Origin of the sequence: Peptoniphilus sp. KCTC 25270, from assembly GCF_021012875.1 — a bacterium.
Classification (GTDB): Bacteria; Bacillota; Clostridia; order Tissierellales; family Peptoniphilaceae; genus JAJMZJ01.
Genome location: NZ_JAJMZJ010000002.1, coordinates 229,808 through 245,760 on the forward strand (window position 1 = coordinate 229,808; position 15,953 = coordinate 245,760).

The 15,953-nt window shown below is 38.0% G+C and carries 17 protein-coding genes and 1 pseudogene; 5 read left to right on the top strand and 13 right to left on the bottom strand.

Annotated elements, in window-relative coordinates:
* Positions 1-16: 16 nt before the first annotated feature.
* A complete protein-coding gene (locus LQU94_RS04970) occupies positions 17-517 on the bottom strand; it encodes an Rrf2 family transcriptional regulator (protein WP_230696588.1) in 501 nt (166 codons plus the stop codon).
* A gap of 112 nt (positions 518-629) precedes the next feature.
* On the opposite strand from LQU94_RS04970, the gene LQU94_RS04975 reads away from it, so the two are divergent.
* Positions 630-1,004 carry a pyridoxamine 5'-phosphate oxidase family protein gene (locus LQU94_RS04975; RefSeq protein ID WP_230696589.1) on the top strand — a complete coding sequence of 125 codons (375 nt, stop codon included), beginning with the start codon at positions 630-632 and terminating at the stop codon, positions 1,002-1,004.
* Positions 1,005-1,116: 112 nt separating this feature from the next.
* On the top strand, positions 1,117-1,371 hold the full coding sequence (locus LQU94_RS04980) for a hypothetical protein (RefSeq protein WP_230696590.1): 255 nt from the start codon (positions 1,117-1,119) through the stop codon (positions 1,369-1,371).
* Between the two features lie 97 nt (positions 1,372-1,468).
* On the opposite strand, the gene chrA is transcribed toward LQU94_RS04980, so the two are convergent.
* The 4 genes from chrA to LQU94_RS05000 form a co-directional block, all read right to left on the bottom strand.
* On the bottom strand, positions 1,469-2,674 hold the full coding sequence (gene chrA, locus LQU94_RS04985) for a chromate efflux transporter (protein WP_230696591.1): 1,206 nt from the start codon (positions 2,672-2,674) through the stop codon (positions 1,469-1,471).
* A 134-nt stretch (positions 2,675-2,808) separates the two neighbouring features.
* Positions 2,809-3,750, bottom strand: a complete 942-nt coding sequence (locus LQU94_RS04990) for a 3-hydroxyacyl-CoA dehydrogenase family protein (protein ID WP_230696592.1) — start codon at positions 3,748-3,750, stop codon at positions 2,809-2,811.
* A 63-nt stretch (positions 3,751-3,813) separates the two neighbouring features.
* The gene (locus LQU94_RS04995; RefSeq protein WP_230696593.1) at positions 3,814-5,205 is read right to left on the bottom strand and encodes a GntP family permease; all 1,392 of its coding nucleotides are present in this window, start codon (positions 5,203-5,205) and stop codon (positions 3,814-3,816) included.
* A gap of 75 nt (positions 5,206-5,280) precedes the next feature.
* Positions 5,281-6,039 (bottom strand): 3-hydroxybutyrate dehydrogenase, encoded by a 759-nt coding sequence (locus LQU94_RS05000; RefSeq protein ID WP_230696594.1) that lies wholly within the window; start codon positions 6,037-6,039, stop codon positions 5,281-5,283.
* A 359-nt stretch (positions 6,040-6,398) separates the two neighbouring features.
* On the opposite strand from LQU94_RS05000, the gene LQU94_RS05005 reads away from it, so the two are divergent.
* A complete protein-coding gene (locus LQU94_RS05005; protein WP_230696595.1) occupies positions 6,399-7,349 on the top strand; it encodes an alpha/beta hydrolase in 951 nt (316 codons plus the stop codon).
* A gap of 35 nt (positions 7,350-7,384) precedes the next feature.
* Here the strand turns inward: LQU94_RS05005 and LQU94_RS05010 are convergent, their stop codons facing one another.
* The 8 genes and pseudogenes from LQU94_RS05010 to LQU94_RS05045 all read right to left on the bottom strand — a co-directional run.
* The gene (locus LQU94_RS05010; RefSeq protein WP_230696596.1) at positions 7,385-7,861 is read right to left on the bottom strand and encodes a cupin domain-containing protein; all 477 of its coding nucleotides are present in this window, start codon (positions 7,859-7,861) and stop codon (positions 7,385-7,387) included.
* 14 nt (positions 7,862-7,875) lie between these two features.
* Positions 7,876-8,082: a DMT family transporter gene (locus LQU94_RS05015; RefSeq protein WP_230696597.1), complete on the bottom strand. Its 207-nt coding sequence runs from the start codon at positions 8,080-8,082 to the stop codon at positions 7,876-7,878.
* Positions 8,070-8,798, bottom strand: coding sequence for a DMT family transporter (locus LQU94_RS05020; protein ID WP_230696598.1), 729 nt, complete (start codon positions 8,796-8,798; stop codon positions 8,070-8,072). Before LQU94_RS05020 ends, LQU94_RS05015 begins: the two co-directional genes overlap by 13 nt.
* Positions 8,799-8,939: 141 nt before the next feature.
* Entirely contained in the window at positions 8,940-9,650 is a 711-nt protein-coding gene (locus LQU94_RS05025) for an AAA family ATPase (RefSeq protein ID WP_230696599.1), read from the bottom strand.
* A gap of 10 nt (positions 9,651-9,660) precedes the next feature.
* The gene (locus tag LQU94_RS05030; protein ID WP_230696600.1) at positions 9,661-10,836 is read right to left on the bottom strand and encodes an MFS transporter; all 1,176 of its coding nucleotides are present in this window, start codon (positions 10,834-10,836) and stop codon (positions 9,661-9,663) included.
* An 80-nt stretch (positions 10,837-10,916) separates the two neighbouring features.
* The gene (locus LQU94_RS05035; protein ID WP_230696601.1) at positions 10,917-11,321 is read right to left on the bottom strand and encodes an HIRAN domain-containing protein; all 405 of its coding nucleotides are present in this window, start codon (positions 11,319-11,321) and stop codon (positions 10,917-10,919) included.
* Positions 11,318-11,683, bottom strand: a complete 366-nt coding sequence (locus tag LQU94_RS05040; RefSeq protein ID WP_230696602.1) for a DUF6054 family protein — start codon at positions 11,681-11,683, stop codon at positions 11,318-11,320. The genes LQU94_RS05035 and LQU94_RS05040 overlap by 4 nt, the downstream gene beginning before the upstream one ends.
* Before the next feature lie 201 nt (positions 11,684-11,884).
* A pseudogene (locus LQU94_RS05045) lies at positions 11,885-13,045 on the bottom strand (NAD(P)/FAD-dependent oxidoreductase); the annotation flags it as partial.
* A 389-nt stretch (positions 13,046-13,434) separates the two neighbouring features.
* Between LQU94_RS05045 and LQU94_RS05050 the strand changes: the two are divergent.
* Both LQU94_RS05050 and LQU94_RS05055 read left to right on the top strand, forming a co-directional pair.
* Entirely contained in the window at positions 13,435-14,019 is a 585-nt protein-coding gene (locus LQU94_RS05050) for a general stress protein (RefSeq protein ID WP_230696604.1), read from the top strand.
* Between the two features lie 174 nt (positions 14,020-14,193).
* Positions 14,194-15,933, top strand: coding sequence for a flavocytochrome c (locus tag LQU94_RS05055; RefSeq protein ID WP_230696605.1), 1,740 nt, complete (start codon positions 14,194-14,196; stop codon positions 15,931-15,933).
* Positions 15,934-15,953: the final 20 nt, after the last annotated feature.

Here is a 15,953-nt window from a genome sequence, read left to right on the forward strand (position 1 = left end):
GATATTTCCCCAAATATTATGAGCTACGCTCTTGGAACCATGTTAAAGTCTTCTCCCGATCCGAATCAGAAAACTTATTATAAAAAACTTCTTCATATAGCCATCCGATGGATTTTTTCGATAGATATTCTCGCATGGCATTTTCTCCTTCATACATGACCTTACTAATCAGACAAGGTGTATCTCGATAAACTTCTGGCTGATTTTCCACATCCGCAAAAAGGGACTTGCAGCGAATTTCTTGACATTGGAACAAGGATTCTTTTCCCTCTACCGCTTCGATTACGTCCCAAAAAGAAATCTCTTTGGAATCTCTACCTAAACTATATCCCCCTTTTACTCCAGGACTTGCCTGGACAATTCCTGCTTTGGCGAGTTTTGAAAAAGTTTTGGATAAATAGCTTTCCGAAATTCCTTGAAATTCCGATAAATCTTTTATTCTCACGCTTTTTTCTCCAATATCTACCATATATATAAGCCCGTGTAAGGCGTATTCTACCCCTATAGAAAATTTCATTCATTCCTCCTGAATTCTAGATAAAATTTTGCGATTGAAACATTGATTTTTTTGATATATTCTTATTGTAGACAGAAGGAGTCGATAATTCAATAGGTGAAAGGAGAAAATTATGTATAACGAAATTTTTCACGAATGTATCAAGAATCCTGGAATCGTATCTGTAGCTACAACAAATAGCGAAGGAAAAGCTCACATTGTAAATACTTGGAATAAATATCTAATTATCACAGAAGATGACAAAATTTTAATCCCTTGCTTTGGTTTCCGCAAAACAGAAGCCAATGTAAAAGAAAATCCTTATATGGAAATTTCTTTGGGAAGCCATGAAGTACAAGGAAAGATGGGAATGGGAACAGGTTTCCTATTAACTGGTACGGGAGAATTTTTCTTTGAGGGAGAACTTTTTACACAAATGCACGACAAATGTGATTTTGCAAGCCGTGTTTTGGTATTCACACCTGAAAGTTGCAGACAAACCATCTAAAACACAATCGTACTTCCTAGTTTTGAATCAAAGTTTTTCGGGTAAAGGAACCACAAGAAAGACAGAAGAGAAGGTGCACTTGAGAGTGCGCCTTTTTTTATAAGGAGGGCTTATGGATCATAAAAAAATGTCAGAGGATTACGAAAAAAAAGAAGAACTTATCCAAACGCGAGATTTTCTTTTGGAAGTGGAAAAAGATGCGAGGGAAAAATACGATTATTGGAATGAGTTAGACCCCAATGGCGAAACCATGGGAATTTTAATTCGCGCCAAACGGGTGGCTTGGCTTGAATCCATTCTCCCTAAAATGGAAGAGGCCATTGAAACCTTAGATGAAATCATCGAAAAAGACTATTATTTGAAATAAAAAAGCGAGGAGGACTTCCCTCTTCGCTTTTTCTTTTTCTTCTAAAAATTTTTTCTCTTCTTCTCTTTTTATTCCCGCTGTTCTTCTGTCGTCGTTCTTAGGTGAAAACTCCCAATAAAATTACCATCAAGACAATGACAGGAGAGGGGATTTTTTTCGTAAATAACAAGGCCGTTGTCCCTATGGTCACAAGAAGAATATCCCACGCCATTCCATTTTTCCCTATCATAGAAATGGCTGAAGCCAAAATCAATCCACAGGCAACGGGGGCAATTCCTGAAATCGACAACTGAATGGCTCTCATTTTCTTCAAATCTTCCCAAATGGGATAGACGAAAAAAATCAGCAAAACTCCAGGCAAGAAAACCCCCAATCCTCCAGCCATAGCCCCAAGAAGTTGCCCAAAGGTTCCCAAATCTCTAGCGGCCATTCCTCCGGCGTAAGCAGAGAAACTAAACATAGGCCCCGGCAAGCCTTGAACGATTCCAAAACCTCGCAGAAATTCTTCCCCCGTCATATAGGAATGTACCTCTACCAAATCAGAAAACATCAAGGGCACAACCACTTGCCCACCGCCAATGACCAAATAGCCATAGCGATAAAATCCATCCAATAATTGAATCAATCGATTATCCGTAATCTTTCCAAGGAAAGCAAGGCCCAAGGCAAAGGTCAGAAAAGCGACAAAGTATTTCCAGGGAGGACGAATTTCCACCCGCTGAAATAGGTTGTTCTCTTTAGAGGAAAGTACCGCCGCCACGCCCCCAAATAATAATACGGCTGGAAAAACCCAATTGGCTTTGTAAAAGTAAGTGACAATGGCCCCGAAGAAAAAAAGAGCCCAGTGAAAGGAATTTCGAATCACTTTTTTCCCTATGGTATAAATGGCCATAAGAATAAATCCAACTGCCATTGGTCCAACGTATCGAAAATTTTCAGGGGAAAAATTCAGCCGTTCTCCCCATACTCCCATAAAGGATAGAGTCGTCATCAAACATAGCACTGGCAACGCCCATACAATCATAGTGAAAAAGGCAAGAGGCACGCCTCCGACTTTGTACCCCATGGCAATGATCGTTTGGGTTGAGCTAGGCCCGGGCAAAATTCCTGTTAAAGCAATTAACTCCGTTAATTCTTCTTCTGTAATATATTTTTTCTTCGCTACCATTTGGTCTGAAAACACACCGTAATGAGCTTCCGGCCCTCCATAGGCGCCTAAAGAACAGATAAATACGTCTTTTAGAAACGTAGAATATTTCTTTCGATTCTCTTTGAAAGCAAACACCTCCTCCGTTCTATTCATACCCAACGAAAGTTTTTCCTCCTTTTTTCAAAAAAATAATCCTTATTATGGTATTCGCAAAGAAAATAACAAGGATTATAAAAATGATTTTATTTATTTTAGGAATAAAAATAGCGGGGATTCCCCCGCCACTTTTATTTTTCTTCATATAAAGTTTTTGAAACTTTTGTAAACATTGTATCTCTATAGCGAATCAATTCTTCGTCTTTTCCATTGCTATAATCGTAGAATCCTTTGCCATTTTTTACGCCTTTGGCATCTTCTTCTTCGATACATTCTTTTAAGCGACCAAATACTTCTTTTTGATCTGCCAAATCTTCAAATAAGTAAGAAGAAATATTATAGAAAATATCCAATCCACCTAAATCTGCTACTTGGAATGGTCCAAGACAAGCATAGCGCAATCCCAAACCATATTTCACTACATCATCTACGGCTTCCACTGGAGCAATTCCACGTTCCACAATATTTAATGCTTCGCGCATAACAGAAAATTGTAGACGGTTTAATACGAATCCAGGAGCATCTTTTACAACCACTGGTTTTTTGTTTAATTTTACGCACAATTCACGAACCACTTCTGCATTTTCTTCCAAGGTTTTTTCCCCACGAATAACTTCGATCAATGGAATAATATGAGGTGGGTTAATCCAGTGCATACCAGCAAAACGTTCTGGATTTTTGATGACTTCTGCGATTTTTGTAATGCTTAAACCGGAAGTATTACTACATAGAATAACATCCTCGTCTACCAATTGAGAAACCTCTTTCCAAAATTTGTGTTTGATTTCTATTTTTTCAGCAATGGCTTCTACTACAAAATCTGCTTTCTTAAATTCGTTTACATCATCTGTATAAGAAATTCGGCTTAACAATTTTTCTGATTCTTCTTTGGTAACCATACCTTGAACCACTTCAGTTTCTTGGTTCAAAGAAATCAGCTTTTTCGCTTTTTCCAAAGCTTCTTGGAAAATATCATAAAGAATTACATCGTAACCAAATTTTGCAAAAGTTTCTCCCATGGAAGAGCCCATGGTACCTGCACCTGCAATTACTACGGTTTTTATTTCTCTCATTTTTTCCTCCTAAATCCATTGTCATGAATTTCTACTACTTTCTATTCCTATTGTAACAAATTTTTACGCAATACCGAAAGACCCTAAAATAATAATCGCAATGGTTGCGATTGTTGGAATTACTACGGTACACATTCCAATATTTGCATAAGCCTCTTTGTGAGTCATTCCTGTAATACCCAATAGAGTAATAACTGCACCATTGTGTGGCAATGTATCCAAACCACCACAGGCTACAGCGGCAACCCTATGCAAAACTCCAGGGCTAATTCCCGCCTGAAGTGCCCGTTCCATAAATACATCTCCAAAAGTTTCCAAGGCGATGGAGAGACCACCAGAAGCAGATCCTGTAACCCCTGCCAAAACAGAAGATGAAATCGCTTCACCAATCAATGGATTGGAAGAAATATCGGTCATAAACGTTGCAATCATAGTAAATGCTGCTAAGGATTTAATTACATTCCCGTAACCAACTTCTGAAGCTGTATTCATTACGGCTAAGAAAGAACCTTGTACCCCTTCTTTTAATGTATGCATAACCCCATTTTCAAATCGTTTGTAATTCAAAGCAATGGCCAATAAAACACCTAAAGTTAAGGCGCAAATCAAAGACCAGTTTCCTAATACTGCCCCAAGGGTTGTATTGTATTGTTCTTCCAAATAAGCTGCTTCCATATTGGCAAAAACAAATTTTGTAAAAATTAAATTCCCAATCAATACGACCAAAATAGGTAGAATGGCTGCACCCATACCTGGAAGATCGCCTTGATCATCTGTACGAATTCCTTTGTCCTCATGGACACCGTAACCTTCTCCGTTGGCTCTTGCTTTTTTGGCTCGACCAGTAAGCCAAAACATACCGCCAAACAACATAATCAATGTAGCAACAATCCCTAAAATAGGCGCTGCAAACAAATCGGTTTCAAAGAATTTCATAGGAATCGCGTTTTGAATTTGTGGTGTTCCTGGAATGGCTGTCATTGTAAAGGTAAACGCACCCAATGCAATGGAGCCAGGTAATAAGCGTTTTGGTATATCTGCTTTTTTGAACAAAGCCGCGCCAATTGGATAAATGGCAAAAGCGGCTACAAAAAGAGATACCCCACCATAAGTGATTACTGCACAAGAAAGAACTACAGCCCAAATTTCTTTTCCCTCTCCGATTTTTTCAGAGATAAAAGCTGCAATTGATTTCGCAGAACCTGTGTCGTCCATAACCTTACCGAACAAAGCCCCCAATAAGAACATTGGGAAATAGGATTTTACATAACCAGCCAAAGAAGCCATAAAGCCTTCTGTATACGTAGCTAGTAAATGCATATCCTCACCGCCAAGCCCGGCGATTACAACGGCCAATAATGCAAGGATTGGGGCCAAAAGAATAACCGACCAACCTCTATAGGCCAAATACATCAACAGGGCAAGAGAAATAACAATACCAATAATGCCTATCATCTTTTACTCCTCCTTAATATTAAGTTTTGTATGTAAGGAGCCAATATGGCTCCATACTACCGAATTGACTTTGGATTAGTTCGCTGTCCAACCACCATCCATTGTAATAGCGCTACCAGTCATACTATCTGCTGCATCTGTACAAAGGAATTTCACCAATTCTGCCACAGAACTTGGATCCAACATCTTCTTAATGGCTGCCTTTTGTAACATAATTTCAGAAATAACTTGATCTTCAGAAATTCCGTGAGTTCTCGCTTGGTCTGCAATTTGCCCGTCTACCAAAGGAGTACGAACATAGGCAGGACAGATTGCGTTTACAGTAATTCCATGAGGTCCACCTTCCAAACCGGCTGTTTTTGTAAAACCAATCAAACCATGTTTTGCAGAAACATAAGCAGACTTGAATTCAGAAGCTACCAAACCATGGATAGAACTAATGTTGATAATACGTCCCCATTTGTTTTCTTTCATAGAAGGCCATACGTATTTTGTCAAAAGGAATGGCGCTGTTAACATTAAGGAAATCATAAAATCCCATTTGTCTTCTGGAAATTCTTCAATCGGAGAAACATTTTGGATTCCTGCCACATTTACCAAAATATCTACTTTCCCAAATTTTTCCAAAGCAAAATCAACCAATCCTTTACAGGACTCTCTTTTACTAAGATCTCCTACAAAATATTCTCCGTTACATTCTCCACTTACTTTTTTTAACAGTTCTTCGTTAATATCTGCAAATACAACTTTGGCACCTTCTTTGGAAAGCGTTTCCGCAATGGCTAAACCAATACCACTTGCAGCTCCAGTTACTATAGCGACTTTGTTGTTCATAAAATACCTCCTTATTGTATTAAAAAAATGAATACTCTTCATTGAATCATATCACAATAAAAATATAATTCTATATCAAATCCCGTTAAATACATATAATCGAGTTTGCATTTTTTCGTGTTTTTCTTAATAAAATCTTCTTTTAATATTGAAATTTAGCCATTTATTTTATTCTATGAATCCAATTCATGGAATCTTGCTTTTTTTTCATAACAAATCCTCGATTTTTGGCTTATTTAAGCCATTTTTTCTGTTAGTTTTTTCCATTTATGGTTATATAAAAAGTAACGAAAAAGTCTATGGGAGATTTCTACAAATTGAAATTTTCATTTTTATTTAGAAAAAGAAGGGAGACAAAAATGAGACAATTAAAACCGACTATGGTAGCTTTTTTAGACACATTTAATAACGTCACTGTTCCCGCTTTATTGGAAGCTGGATTTACGCCAAACGTTATCAATAAGAGAGAAGGACTAGCCAATACAACCAACCTTTTTTCTACGGAAAATCCTGAGCCCGTTGCACAAGTTTTAGACGATACCATTGATGGCAAAGGGCAATACAATGTTCCTATTCGAATTTTTAATCCAAATCCTGAAAAAGAACTTCCTGTTATCCTCTATTACCATGGAGGAGGACATTTAGCCGGATCTGTAACGGTTTACGATCCTATCTTGCGATTGTTGGCCAATCGTGCCGAAGCCATTGTAGTGGCTCCAGAATATCGCTTGGCCCCAGAATCTCCTTATCCTGCCGGAGAGATCGATGCTCGTACTTGTTTCTATGGCGTTTTTGATATTTTGGAAAAGAAAAATATCAAACACCAAAAGAGACTAACCATTATGGGCGACTCTGGCGGAGGTGCTTTGTCTACAGCATTGGCACGGGATGTGCAACACGACAAATCCGTTCCTTTGGAAAATATGATTCTAATTTATCCAAGTGTTGACTACACCATGAGTTTTGATTCTTATAAACCAGAAGTAAATGGACAGGGATATCTACTGGAAACACCTGGAATCGAATGGTATTTCGATCAATATTTTCAAAAGGGCGAAAATCGCCGTCATGCCTCTCCATTGTTTGGAGAAATTAGTTCCGATATGCCAAGAACCCTTTTATTCTCTGCGGAATTTTGCCCATTACGTGACGAAAACTTTGCCTATGTTGAAAAACTAAAAGAAGTCGGCGTAGAAGTGGAGCACCACAATATTGAGAATATGCCTCATACTTTTATGAATATGAGAGATTTGGCCAAAGAAGAAACCGACTTCGTTTATGAAACCGTAAAAAAATTCCTACAAAAATAGGTCCAAAAAAACTCCTTGCTTAGACAGGGAGTTTTTTATTTTCGCGTTAATTTTTCTATGATTTCTCTTTCTTCTGGATAATTCTCCAATAAATCTTTTCTTTTCATCAATTCAAAATCCGAATATTCAAATCCTGGCGAAACCATACAAGACACCAAGGCGTAGCCACTTTCTACGGAAGAGCCAAAAATCGTGTGTTTGGGTACGACAAATTGCAAATGTTGCCCCTTTTCTATTTCTGTTCCAAGAAAAACCTTGGAATATTTTCCTTCGGGAGAAAACATATGAATTGTCAAAGGCTCTCCCTCATGGAAATACCAAACTTCATCCGCTGTTAACCGGTGAAAATGGGAGGGATTGTCCTCTTCCAATAAAAAATAAATGCTCGTATAAAGGGCTCGATTTTCTCGCGAAAGAATTTTTTCCTCCGATTTTGCCATTTCCTTAAAATATCCACCCTCAATATGAGGTTCCATCTTCAATAGTTGAATCCAATCCTTTGCCGTCTTCATTTTCAATCCTTTCTTTATTCCTCTGAAAAAATATCCCCTGGATCTGGCAAAGTATTTTCAGGCAATAACTTTTCTTTCTTTGAAGGGGCCATCGTCAAAAATAACGCCGACAAAACCAATGCTCCTCCCAATAGAACACGAACTTCTAAAGGATCCCCTAAAAAAACAATCGCCACCAAAACCGTAACGACCGGTTCTAACGTTGAAATCAACGCCGCCATAGAAGGCCCCGTTTTTTCCATTCCTGTAAAAAAGCCCACATAGGCAAAACTGTAGAGGCAAAAGCAATCAGAAGAGCTCCCATCCACCCCGTGGAGGTCTTTGGTAACGAAAAACCGAAAAGAAGCGCCATCACGCCAAAAACAATCGTCGCACCCAACGTAATAAACGCCGAAGATTGGATTCCCATTCCTTCCCCAATCACTCGAGAACTCACCAAAATATAAACCGTATAAATAATCGCTGCCGAAAGAGCCAAAAGAATTCCCGTAGCCTCTCCGCCAATTTGTCCGCCAATAATGACAAAAGCTCCACTTAAAGCCAACAACAAGCCAAAAACTTTTTTCTTTGTCACTTGTTCCTTAAAAACTAAAACCGAACCAATCATAACCAACATAGGATAAGTATAGAGCAAAAGAGAAACCACACTAGACGGTGCATAATTTAAAGCCGAAAAATAACAGAAAGATTGTCCCACATAACCAATTCCTACCAAAAGAAGAAAAGACAAAATCTGCTTGCCCGTTGGAAATTTCAATTTCCTCCCAAAAAACAGACCGAACATAAAAATAGAAGCCACAAAAAAGCGAAGAAACAATAACGTAAAATTGTTCACACCTGATCCAAAGGTCATAATGACAAAAATGGGCACCAAACCAAATCCAACAGCCGAAATTCCAATTAATATAGGACCTCTAAACGCAGAAAAATTTTCCATACCAATCTCTCCTAAACTACTTTTCCCGAACAACGAATTTTTCTTTTCCTTATTATCTAAAAATCCAAGCCCATTGTAAATCCTTCCTTATAAAGTTTTTAGAAAAATTTATCCATCAAAAATTTCTCAACACTCTCTTCCCTATTCCTTCAGTAAATGATGCAAAAATCCCTTAGGATTTTCCAAAAACATTTTCATCACCTGATAACTTTCTGTTTCCTCATACTCGCACCTTCTGATCCCATCTTCTGAAAAATTATAGATTTCTGCCCCTTCCATAGCCAATACAATCGGCGAATGGGTCGCAATAATAAATTGTGCCCCCTCTTTCACCAACTCCGAAATTTCCCTCAAAAAAGCCAATTGCCTTTGAGGAGAAAGAGAAGATTCCGGCTCATCCAAAAGAAACAACCCCTTGCCCGAAAAGGAATTCTGAACCAAGGATAAAAAACTTTCCCCATGGGACTGCTCATGAAACCGAAGGGAACGCCCGCCACGATATTCCTCCTCCATCGTCGCCACATTATAAAAAGTTTCCCCACGGAAAAAATATCCCCCATTCGTGGGAACGGCCCCCTTCACCAAAGAAACAGCTTGCCACAAATCCGAATGAGAAGAATGAGTCGAGAAACGATAATTTCTCGTTCCCCCCTCTGGATTAAAACCATAAGACACAGCGATCGCCTCCAAAAGAGTTGACTTTCCACTCCCATTTTCCCCTACGAAAAAAGCAACCGGAGACGAAAAAGTAAAACTTTCCAAAGAACGAAGGGAAGGGATTTCTCGAAGATAAGAAGAAGAATCCACCTTCTCCCAATCTAAAATAACTTCACGCAAAAGCAATGGATTCATATCATTCCTCCTAAACCTCCTTTTTCCCCTTTACCATCTTCCCAACGACCCAATACAACAACAAACCAATTGGAACTGTGCACATTAACAAGGGATAAAACCATTGAATGGGGAATTGTCCATACAATACGCCCCCAAGAAAAGGTCCGAACGCCATTCCTGCATTGAGCCCCATATAATAAGTACCGTTGGCTATTCCTCGCTTTTCTGGTTCTACCAAAGTAATGGCCTTGGATTGGGAAACGGTACACATAATTCCGTAGCCTCCTGCCATAAATAAGGCACCTAAAAAAAGTTCTCCATTGTTTTCCATCGTTCCTAAAAAATAAAGGGATGCCAAAGCACAGAGGCTCCCGATTCCTAAAAATTTATGATAAGACCATTTGTCAAACCAATTTCGCAATAAAATTCGACTGGTCAATAAAGCCATGGCATATAGAGTAAAAAATAAACTTACGGTAATGTTTAATTGTTTCGTTTCTGCGTAGCGAACGATAAAGGATTGGGTAGCGCAATAGGGAAGGGCAAAAAACAGAACCACAAGAGCCACAGGAAGTACCCGTACATCCAAAAGTTCCCATTTTCTGTTTTTTATTTCCGCTCCTTCAAAGGCTTCTCCTTTGTCCTGGCAAAATTGAATCAAAATCATACAAACAATGGCGAAAAATGTAGCTGCTCCAAAAGCCCAATGGTAGCCTACTCTTTGATACAAAAATACGCCCACTCCTGGTGCTATTGCCATGGCTAAAGCATTCATCATTCCATAAAGCCCCATACCATAGCCAATTCGATCCGATGGCAAAAGATTGGCAATCCATGTAGAAAAGCATACGGAACAAAAGGCAAATCCTATACCGTTAATCATTCGAAAAATTAAAACCATTTTCGCTGTTTTGGAAAGTACATAGCCCAGACAAGCCAAAATCAAAAACCCTACGCCAATGCAACCTAGTTTGTATTTGCTTTCTCGATCGGCCCATCCGCCGGCAAAAGGTTGAAACAACAAAGAGCAAAGATTGGTAAGTCCTCCTACCAATCCCATAATCCACCCACTGGCTCCTAGAGTTTCAGAAAACCCTGTGATTAAAGGCGTTACCAGCATCGGCGATGCCATATAGAAAAAGCTTGCCAACATTAAAATTCGAATATCTCTCGTAAAGATAGAATTTTTATTCAAAGAGTTCATCTCCACTTCCATATTTTTCTTTATTTTACCACAAGAAAAAGCTCTCTTTCCTAGAACAATCCGAAAGAGAGCTACTTCTTTTATTTTTTCTTTTTTACATAAATACTGATACGAACAAAAAGCCAATCCCCCTTATATTCCTTCCAATCGATCCGTCCATACAATGGAATTCCCATATCCATTAACCGGGCCAAAATTTCATTGTCCTTTTTAGGAATGTATCCCAATTTTTTCCCTTTTTTGGTTTCCACACGAATGGCCCAAAAATCATAGGGATTGTAGGATTCTCGTTTTAGAACCAATTTCTTTCCACGTTTCAATTTCGGTTCCCTTTTTTCTATCTTTTTAATATGGCTCGTTCCCGCAATATGCGTTTCTGTTAAAAAATTTTCCTTTCGATAGGGAACAAAGGCCGTTTCTTTTCTATCTACATCCATCCATTCTTTGGGAAACTTTCTCGCCTTTTTTGTTTTTGAAACAATCATTTTTCATCCTCTTTTGTAAATCCAAGGGTTTCCAAGTGATCCACTACTTTAATGGCAAAATCTTTGTTTGCGCCCCAGCTGATATTGAACACTCCGTCCCCACCGCCAGTTCCAACAATTTGAATGGATTGATGATTCTCATAATTTATTCCTTGAACGGCTAGAGCTGCCATTCCTCCGATTCTCGCATAATATTTTTCAAATACTAGAAGAAAAATTTCCACATCGCCTACCATTTCTAAATGTTCTGAAACCAATTCTGCCGGCACAAGGGAACTCTCCATTTTTTCTCGAATGGAATCCGCTACTTCTTTTAGACCAGTAGAGGAATCTCTCTTCATAAAAATCTTCGTACTGCCCATTTCTCCCTCTTCCTTTCTCTCATTCATAATCTGGATGATCTTTTATAAACGTTTCGTTTTTCAATATTTACTTGCATCCATGAAATCTAGCTTCTTATAAAATTTATACTAAAAGGGAAATATACTGTTTTATTTTTATTTTCTATCCAACTTCAAAAAATCAAATGCAGATATGTCCTTTTCAGCAACCCAATCTAAGACAAGTTTAGAGGCTATAGTTGAGTATACAGTCCCATTTCCTCCCACACCACATATTAAGAATACATGAGGGTTTTCCGGATGAATTCCCATATAAGGTAGATTATCACTACTTTCGCCAAACAATGCCGCATAAGAGTATTCCGGTTGAATGAGAGAGGATTTATGTCCTATTATCTCCTGCATGGATTCTACAAGTTTACCTTTATTTTTATATGCGTCTTCTGGCTTTAAGCTAGAACCTTTTGTGTCCAATCCGCCAATCATAAATTTATCTTCAAAGGTATATTTATAATAAGTATAAGGAGTTTTTGCCTCCCAAACTAGATAATCCAACTCTTCATCGTAACCCTGTTCTCCATTCGAAACAATTACATAGGTTTTATTTATCATTAAATGTTTCAAATATTTTCGCAAAAATTCTGGAGGATTGTAGCCAGTAGCAAAAAGAATTTTCTTGAACTTTCCTAAAATTATTTTTCCTTCTTTTTCGCAGACCACCTCTTGATATTCTTTTTTATTTTTTAATTTCAAAAATTTTGTTTTCTCAAGAATTTTTACCCCACATTTTTCATTTCCATGAACAATCAGTCGATTTAGGAATCCATAAGGATTTAGAGAAATATCTGGAGTCGTTTTTAATGCTCCATAAGCTTTGAACCCTTTATTTCTAAGCTCCATTTCCTCTAAGAAGGAAGCTGCATAGCCAATTCTGCTCTGTTTATCTGCCTCTTTTCTTATAGCTTCAACCTTTTTTCCCTCTGTAGCCAAAATCAAACTCTGAGATGGTCGAAATGTCTCACTACTTAAATTTTCTATTTTCTCATCTATTTTTATTAATTCTTCTATAGCTTTTACTGATTCGTTGTAAAAGTTTACTGCGTTTTTTTCTCCAATTTGCTTGATTAAGTCTGTTAAAAAAATATCACTCATATATTGAATCAAACCCGTATTGGCCAAGGTCGACCCCGATCCAATTGTATTGGATTCTACCAACGTTACCTTGTATCCTGCCTCCGATAAAGCATAGGCCGAAAGAGCTCCGGATATCCCTCCTCCGACAATAAGTATGTCTTCAATTTCATTTCCAAAACTAGTACTTAAGGAATAGTGTTTCTTTTCTGTAAAGTCCGACCAATACATATCTCCAATGTGTAAATTCATTTTCTTACCTACCCCCTCTTCATCTTTTTTTCTAAATTTAAATCATATATATCCAAACTTTTGATTCCTCGAACACCAATAGAAATTTTTATATTTTATTTCATTATGTTTTTTTCGTGCTTATAGCTTTTATGACATCTTAATTATTATCAAATTTACATAAAAATATACTTTTAGTTTAATTCTTTTTTGCATGGGTATCTACTTAGGGCAGGCGAATAAATTAGTTGGTTATTGCGCCACACTTAGGTAAATAAGACCTTATATATCTCTGTGCTCTAAAGATAAACTTACAAGTTATTGTCAAACTTAAGTGAGTAAGACGCTATTTCTAGAAACTTAGTGCATAAGCGTATGCATGAGTAATTGTATCTGAAAGGATGGAAATAATGAGATATTTTGAAACTTTTAACACAGAAGAACAACTAAAGGAAAGAATTAGATACTTGAGAGATAATCAGTACGAAAACTTCGAACTTGAGGTGTTCACATCAAATGAACTTCATGAGAATGGAGACTACTATTACAGAGTCAATCGTCATGATGGAGAGGCAAGCCTAGGTGATAAAATCGCCGCCTTCTTTACTGGGGAAGATCCTGAAGATAGAGTTTTCAATAGATACGAATGGACAGATGATGTAAAAAGGGAAGCCCGCCGTGCCGTAGACAAAGGCCAGTACGTTTTAGTCGTTAAGAGGGAAGGTTATTATGATAACCCTGAGCATTTCACATATAGAGATTCAGATCCCTTCTATACCGGCATTAATGACGGCGTTGGATTCCGCGGCATGGAATTTGCTGATGAAGACCTGGCTTATGACAGAGAGTTTGCCGCTCAAAAAGGGCTAGATTTTGATCGCTTGGATGATGAACAAAAAATTCAAATTCATGAGGAAGGTTTAAGAGTTAGAAGAGAAAAATCAGACGCTGTCGATGATAGCACCACATTTGATGGCGACAATAGAATCATTTAACAAAACTAAAAGGGACCATTCATGAAAATGGTTCCTTTTTAAGTATTCATTGCATGACCTCATTTAGTTAAAAGTGATTGAATCAAGTATTCTCTTGTGAATAATTGGATTCATTCACATTTTTATGAGAAGTTCACTTTGATAAATGATGATAGTTCCAAAGAGGAGGCGAATATGAAGAAAAAATTTACAACGCTATTTATTGTTGCATTGGCACTGCTTGCAATCGCGTGTACGGCAAAAGAGGAAACCACCGGAAAAGCAATAGAGACTGGACACAACGGAAACATTCAAGTGGAGGTGAGCTTTGAGGGGGATAAAATTTCTGAGATAACCACGGTACATAACGAGACACAAGGTCTTGGCGATGAAGCAATCAAACGATTAACCGAATCAATAAAAGCAAATCAATCCATTAACTTAGATACTATTTCTGGAGCTACTGTAACAAGTACTGCTTATTTGAAAGCTATATCCAAAGCAATTGAAGATGCTGGAAAAGATCTTTCTAGTTATCAAACAGCTGCTGAAAAAAGCGAAAAAACGGAAGAAAATTTAGATACAGACGTTGTAGTCGTAGGAGGTGGCGGCGCAGGATTTGCCGCTGCAATTTCTGCTAAAAAAGCTGGAGCCAACGTCATCTTACTTGAGAAAATGCCACAAGTAGGCGGAAATACACTTATTTCTGGTGGAGAATATGCAGCCCCTGGTAATGCACTTCAAAAAGTTGAGAATATCGAAGATAGCCCCGAAATTTTTGCAAGAGATGTCGAAGCGGCAGGGGGAAACCCTCAATTAATTGAAGTCCTAGCCAATAATGCTTTGGACTCCTACAATTGGTTACGCGACGATATTCAAGTAGAATGGCTAGATCAATTGATGTTCTTTGGAGGTCACTCTGTAAAGCGCTCTTTAATTCCAGCTGGACATTCTGGAAATGAAATAATTTCCAAATATTTAGCCAAATGCGAACAATTACACATCGAAGTTCTTACAGAAGCAAATGTGACAGAACTTTTAAGTGAAAATGAAAAAATTATTGGTGTAAAAGCTGAGACACCTAAACACTTCTTGAAAATAAGCGCAAAATCTGTCGTTATAGCAACTGGTGGTTTTGGCGCAAATGATGAAATGACCTACCAATATGATAACGAAATAGATGATAAAATCTTATCCACTAATGCACCTGGCGCAACAGGAGATGGAATTTTGATGGCAGAAAAAGTAAATGCCAACACCGTAGATATGAATCAAATTCAATTGTATCCTGTTTGCGATATAGAAACTGGAAAACTATTATATGTTGGCGATACTCGACTTGTTGGAGGTGCGCTACTCGTAAACAAAGATGGACACCGATTCGTAGAAGAATTAGATACAAGACGTGCTATTTCTCTAGCTATAAAGAATCAAGTCGATTCAGTTGGGTATTTAATTTGGGATGAAAAATCTTCCGAAGAAACCGGAACCATCCATTCCCATCCTGAAGAGGCTAAAAGCTTATATGACAGAGGACTTTTGGTAAAAGCAGATACTCTAGAAGAGTTGGCTCAACACTTCGAAATTCATCCAGAATCTTTGAAAGAAACGATAGAGAATTTTAATCAAAATTCCAAGAATAACCAAGATCCAGAGTTCAATTTACGTATGCTTGGATGGACTATCGAAGAACCCCCTTTCTATATGCTAAAAACAGCTCCGGCTGTACATCATACCATGGGTGGCCTTGAAATCAATACGAAGGCGCAGGTTATGAATAAAAACGCCCAACCCATTGAAGGGCTTTACGCTGCTGGAGAAGTTACAGGTGGCACTCATGGTTCCAATAGATTGGGGTCTGTAGCAATGACAGATATTACTGTTTTTGGTAGAATCGCCGGAGAGGAAGCCGCAAAATACGCATTAAATCAATAATAAAAAAAGGGAATGGAACT

Excerpts from the sequence above, each read along its gene's own strand:
- LQU94_RS04970 (WP_230696588.1), bottom strand. The coding sequence starts at position 517 with ATGAAATTTTCTATAGGGGTAGAATACGCCTTACACGGGCTTATATAT.
- LQU94_RS04975 (WP_230696589.1), top strand. The coding sequence starts at position 630 with ATGTATAACGAAATTTTTCACGAATGTATCAAGAATCCTGGAATCGTA.
- LQU94_RS04980 (WP_230696590.1), top strand. The coding sequence starts at position 1,117 with ATGGATCATAAAAAAATGTCAGAGGATTACGAAAAAAAAGAAGAACTT.
- chrA (WP_230696591.1), bottom strand. The coding sequence starts at position 2,674 with ATGAATAGAACGGAGGAGGTGTTTGCTTTCAAAGAGAATCGAAAGAAA.
- LQU94_RS04990 (WP_230696592.1), bottom strand. The coding sequence starts at position 3,750 with ATGAGAGAAATAAAAACCGTAGTAATTGCAGGTGCAGGTACCATGGGC.
- LQU94_RS04995 (WP_230696593.1), bottom strand. The coding sequence starts at position 5,205 with ATGATAGGCATTATTGGTATTGTTATTTCTCTTGCCCTGTTGATGTAT.
- LQU94_RS05000 (WP_230696594.1), bottom strand. The coding sequence starts at position 6,039 with ATGAACAACAAAGTCGCTATAGTAACTGGAGCTGCAAGTGGTATTGGT.
- LQU94_RS05005 (WP_230696595.1), top strand. The coding sequence starts at position 6,399 with ATGAGACAATTAAAACCGACTATGGTAGCTTTTTTAGACACATTTAAT.
- LQU94_RS05010 (WP_230696596.1), bottom strand. The coding sequence starts at position 7,861 with ATGAAGACGGCAAAGGATTGGATTCAACTATTGAAGATGGAACCTCAT.
- LQU94_RS05015 (WP_230696597.1), bottom strand. The coding sequence starts at position 8,082 with ATGGCGGCGTTGATTTCAACGTTAGAACCGGTCGTTACGGTTTTGGTG.
- LQU94_RS05020 (WP_230696598.1), bottom strand. The coding sequence starts at position 8,798 with ATGGAAAATTTTTCTGCGTTTAGAGGTCCTATATTAATTGGAATTTCG.
- LQU94_RS05025 (WP_230696599.1), bottom strand. The coding sequence starts at position 9,650 with ATGAATCCATTGCTTTTGCGTGAAGTTATTTTAGATTGGGAGAAGGTG.
- LQU94_RS05030 (WP_230696600.1), bottom strand. The coding sequence starts at position 10,836 with ATGAACTCTTTGAATAAAAATTCTATCTTTACGAGAGATATTCGAATT.
- LQU94_RS05035 (WP_230696601.1), bottom strand. The coding sequence starts at position 11,321 with ATGATTGTTTCAAAAACAAAAAAGGCGAGAAAGTTTCCCAAAGAATGG.
- LQU94_RS05040 (WP_230696602.1), bottom strand. The coding sequence starts at position 11,683 with ATGGGCAGTACGAAGATTTTTATGAAGAGAGATTCCTCTACTGGTCTA.
- LQU94_RS05050 (WP_230696604.1), top strand. The coding sequence starts at position 13,435 with ATGAGATATTTTGAAACTTTTAACACAGAAGAACAACTAAAGGAAAGA.
- LQU94_RS05055 (WP_230696605.1), top strand. The coding sequence starts at position 14,194 with ATGAAGAAAAAATTTACAACGCTATTTATTGTTGCATTGGCACTGCTT.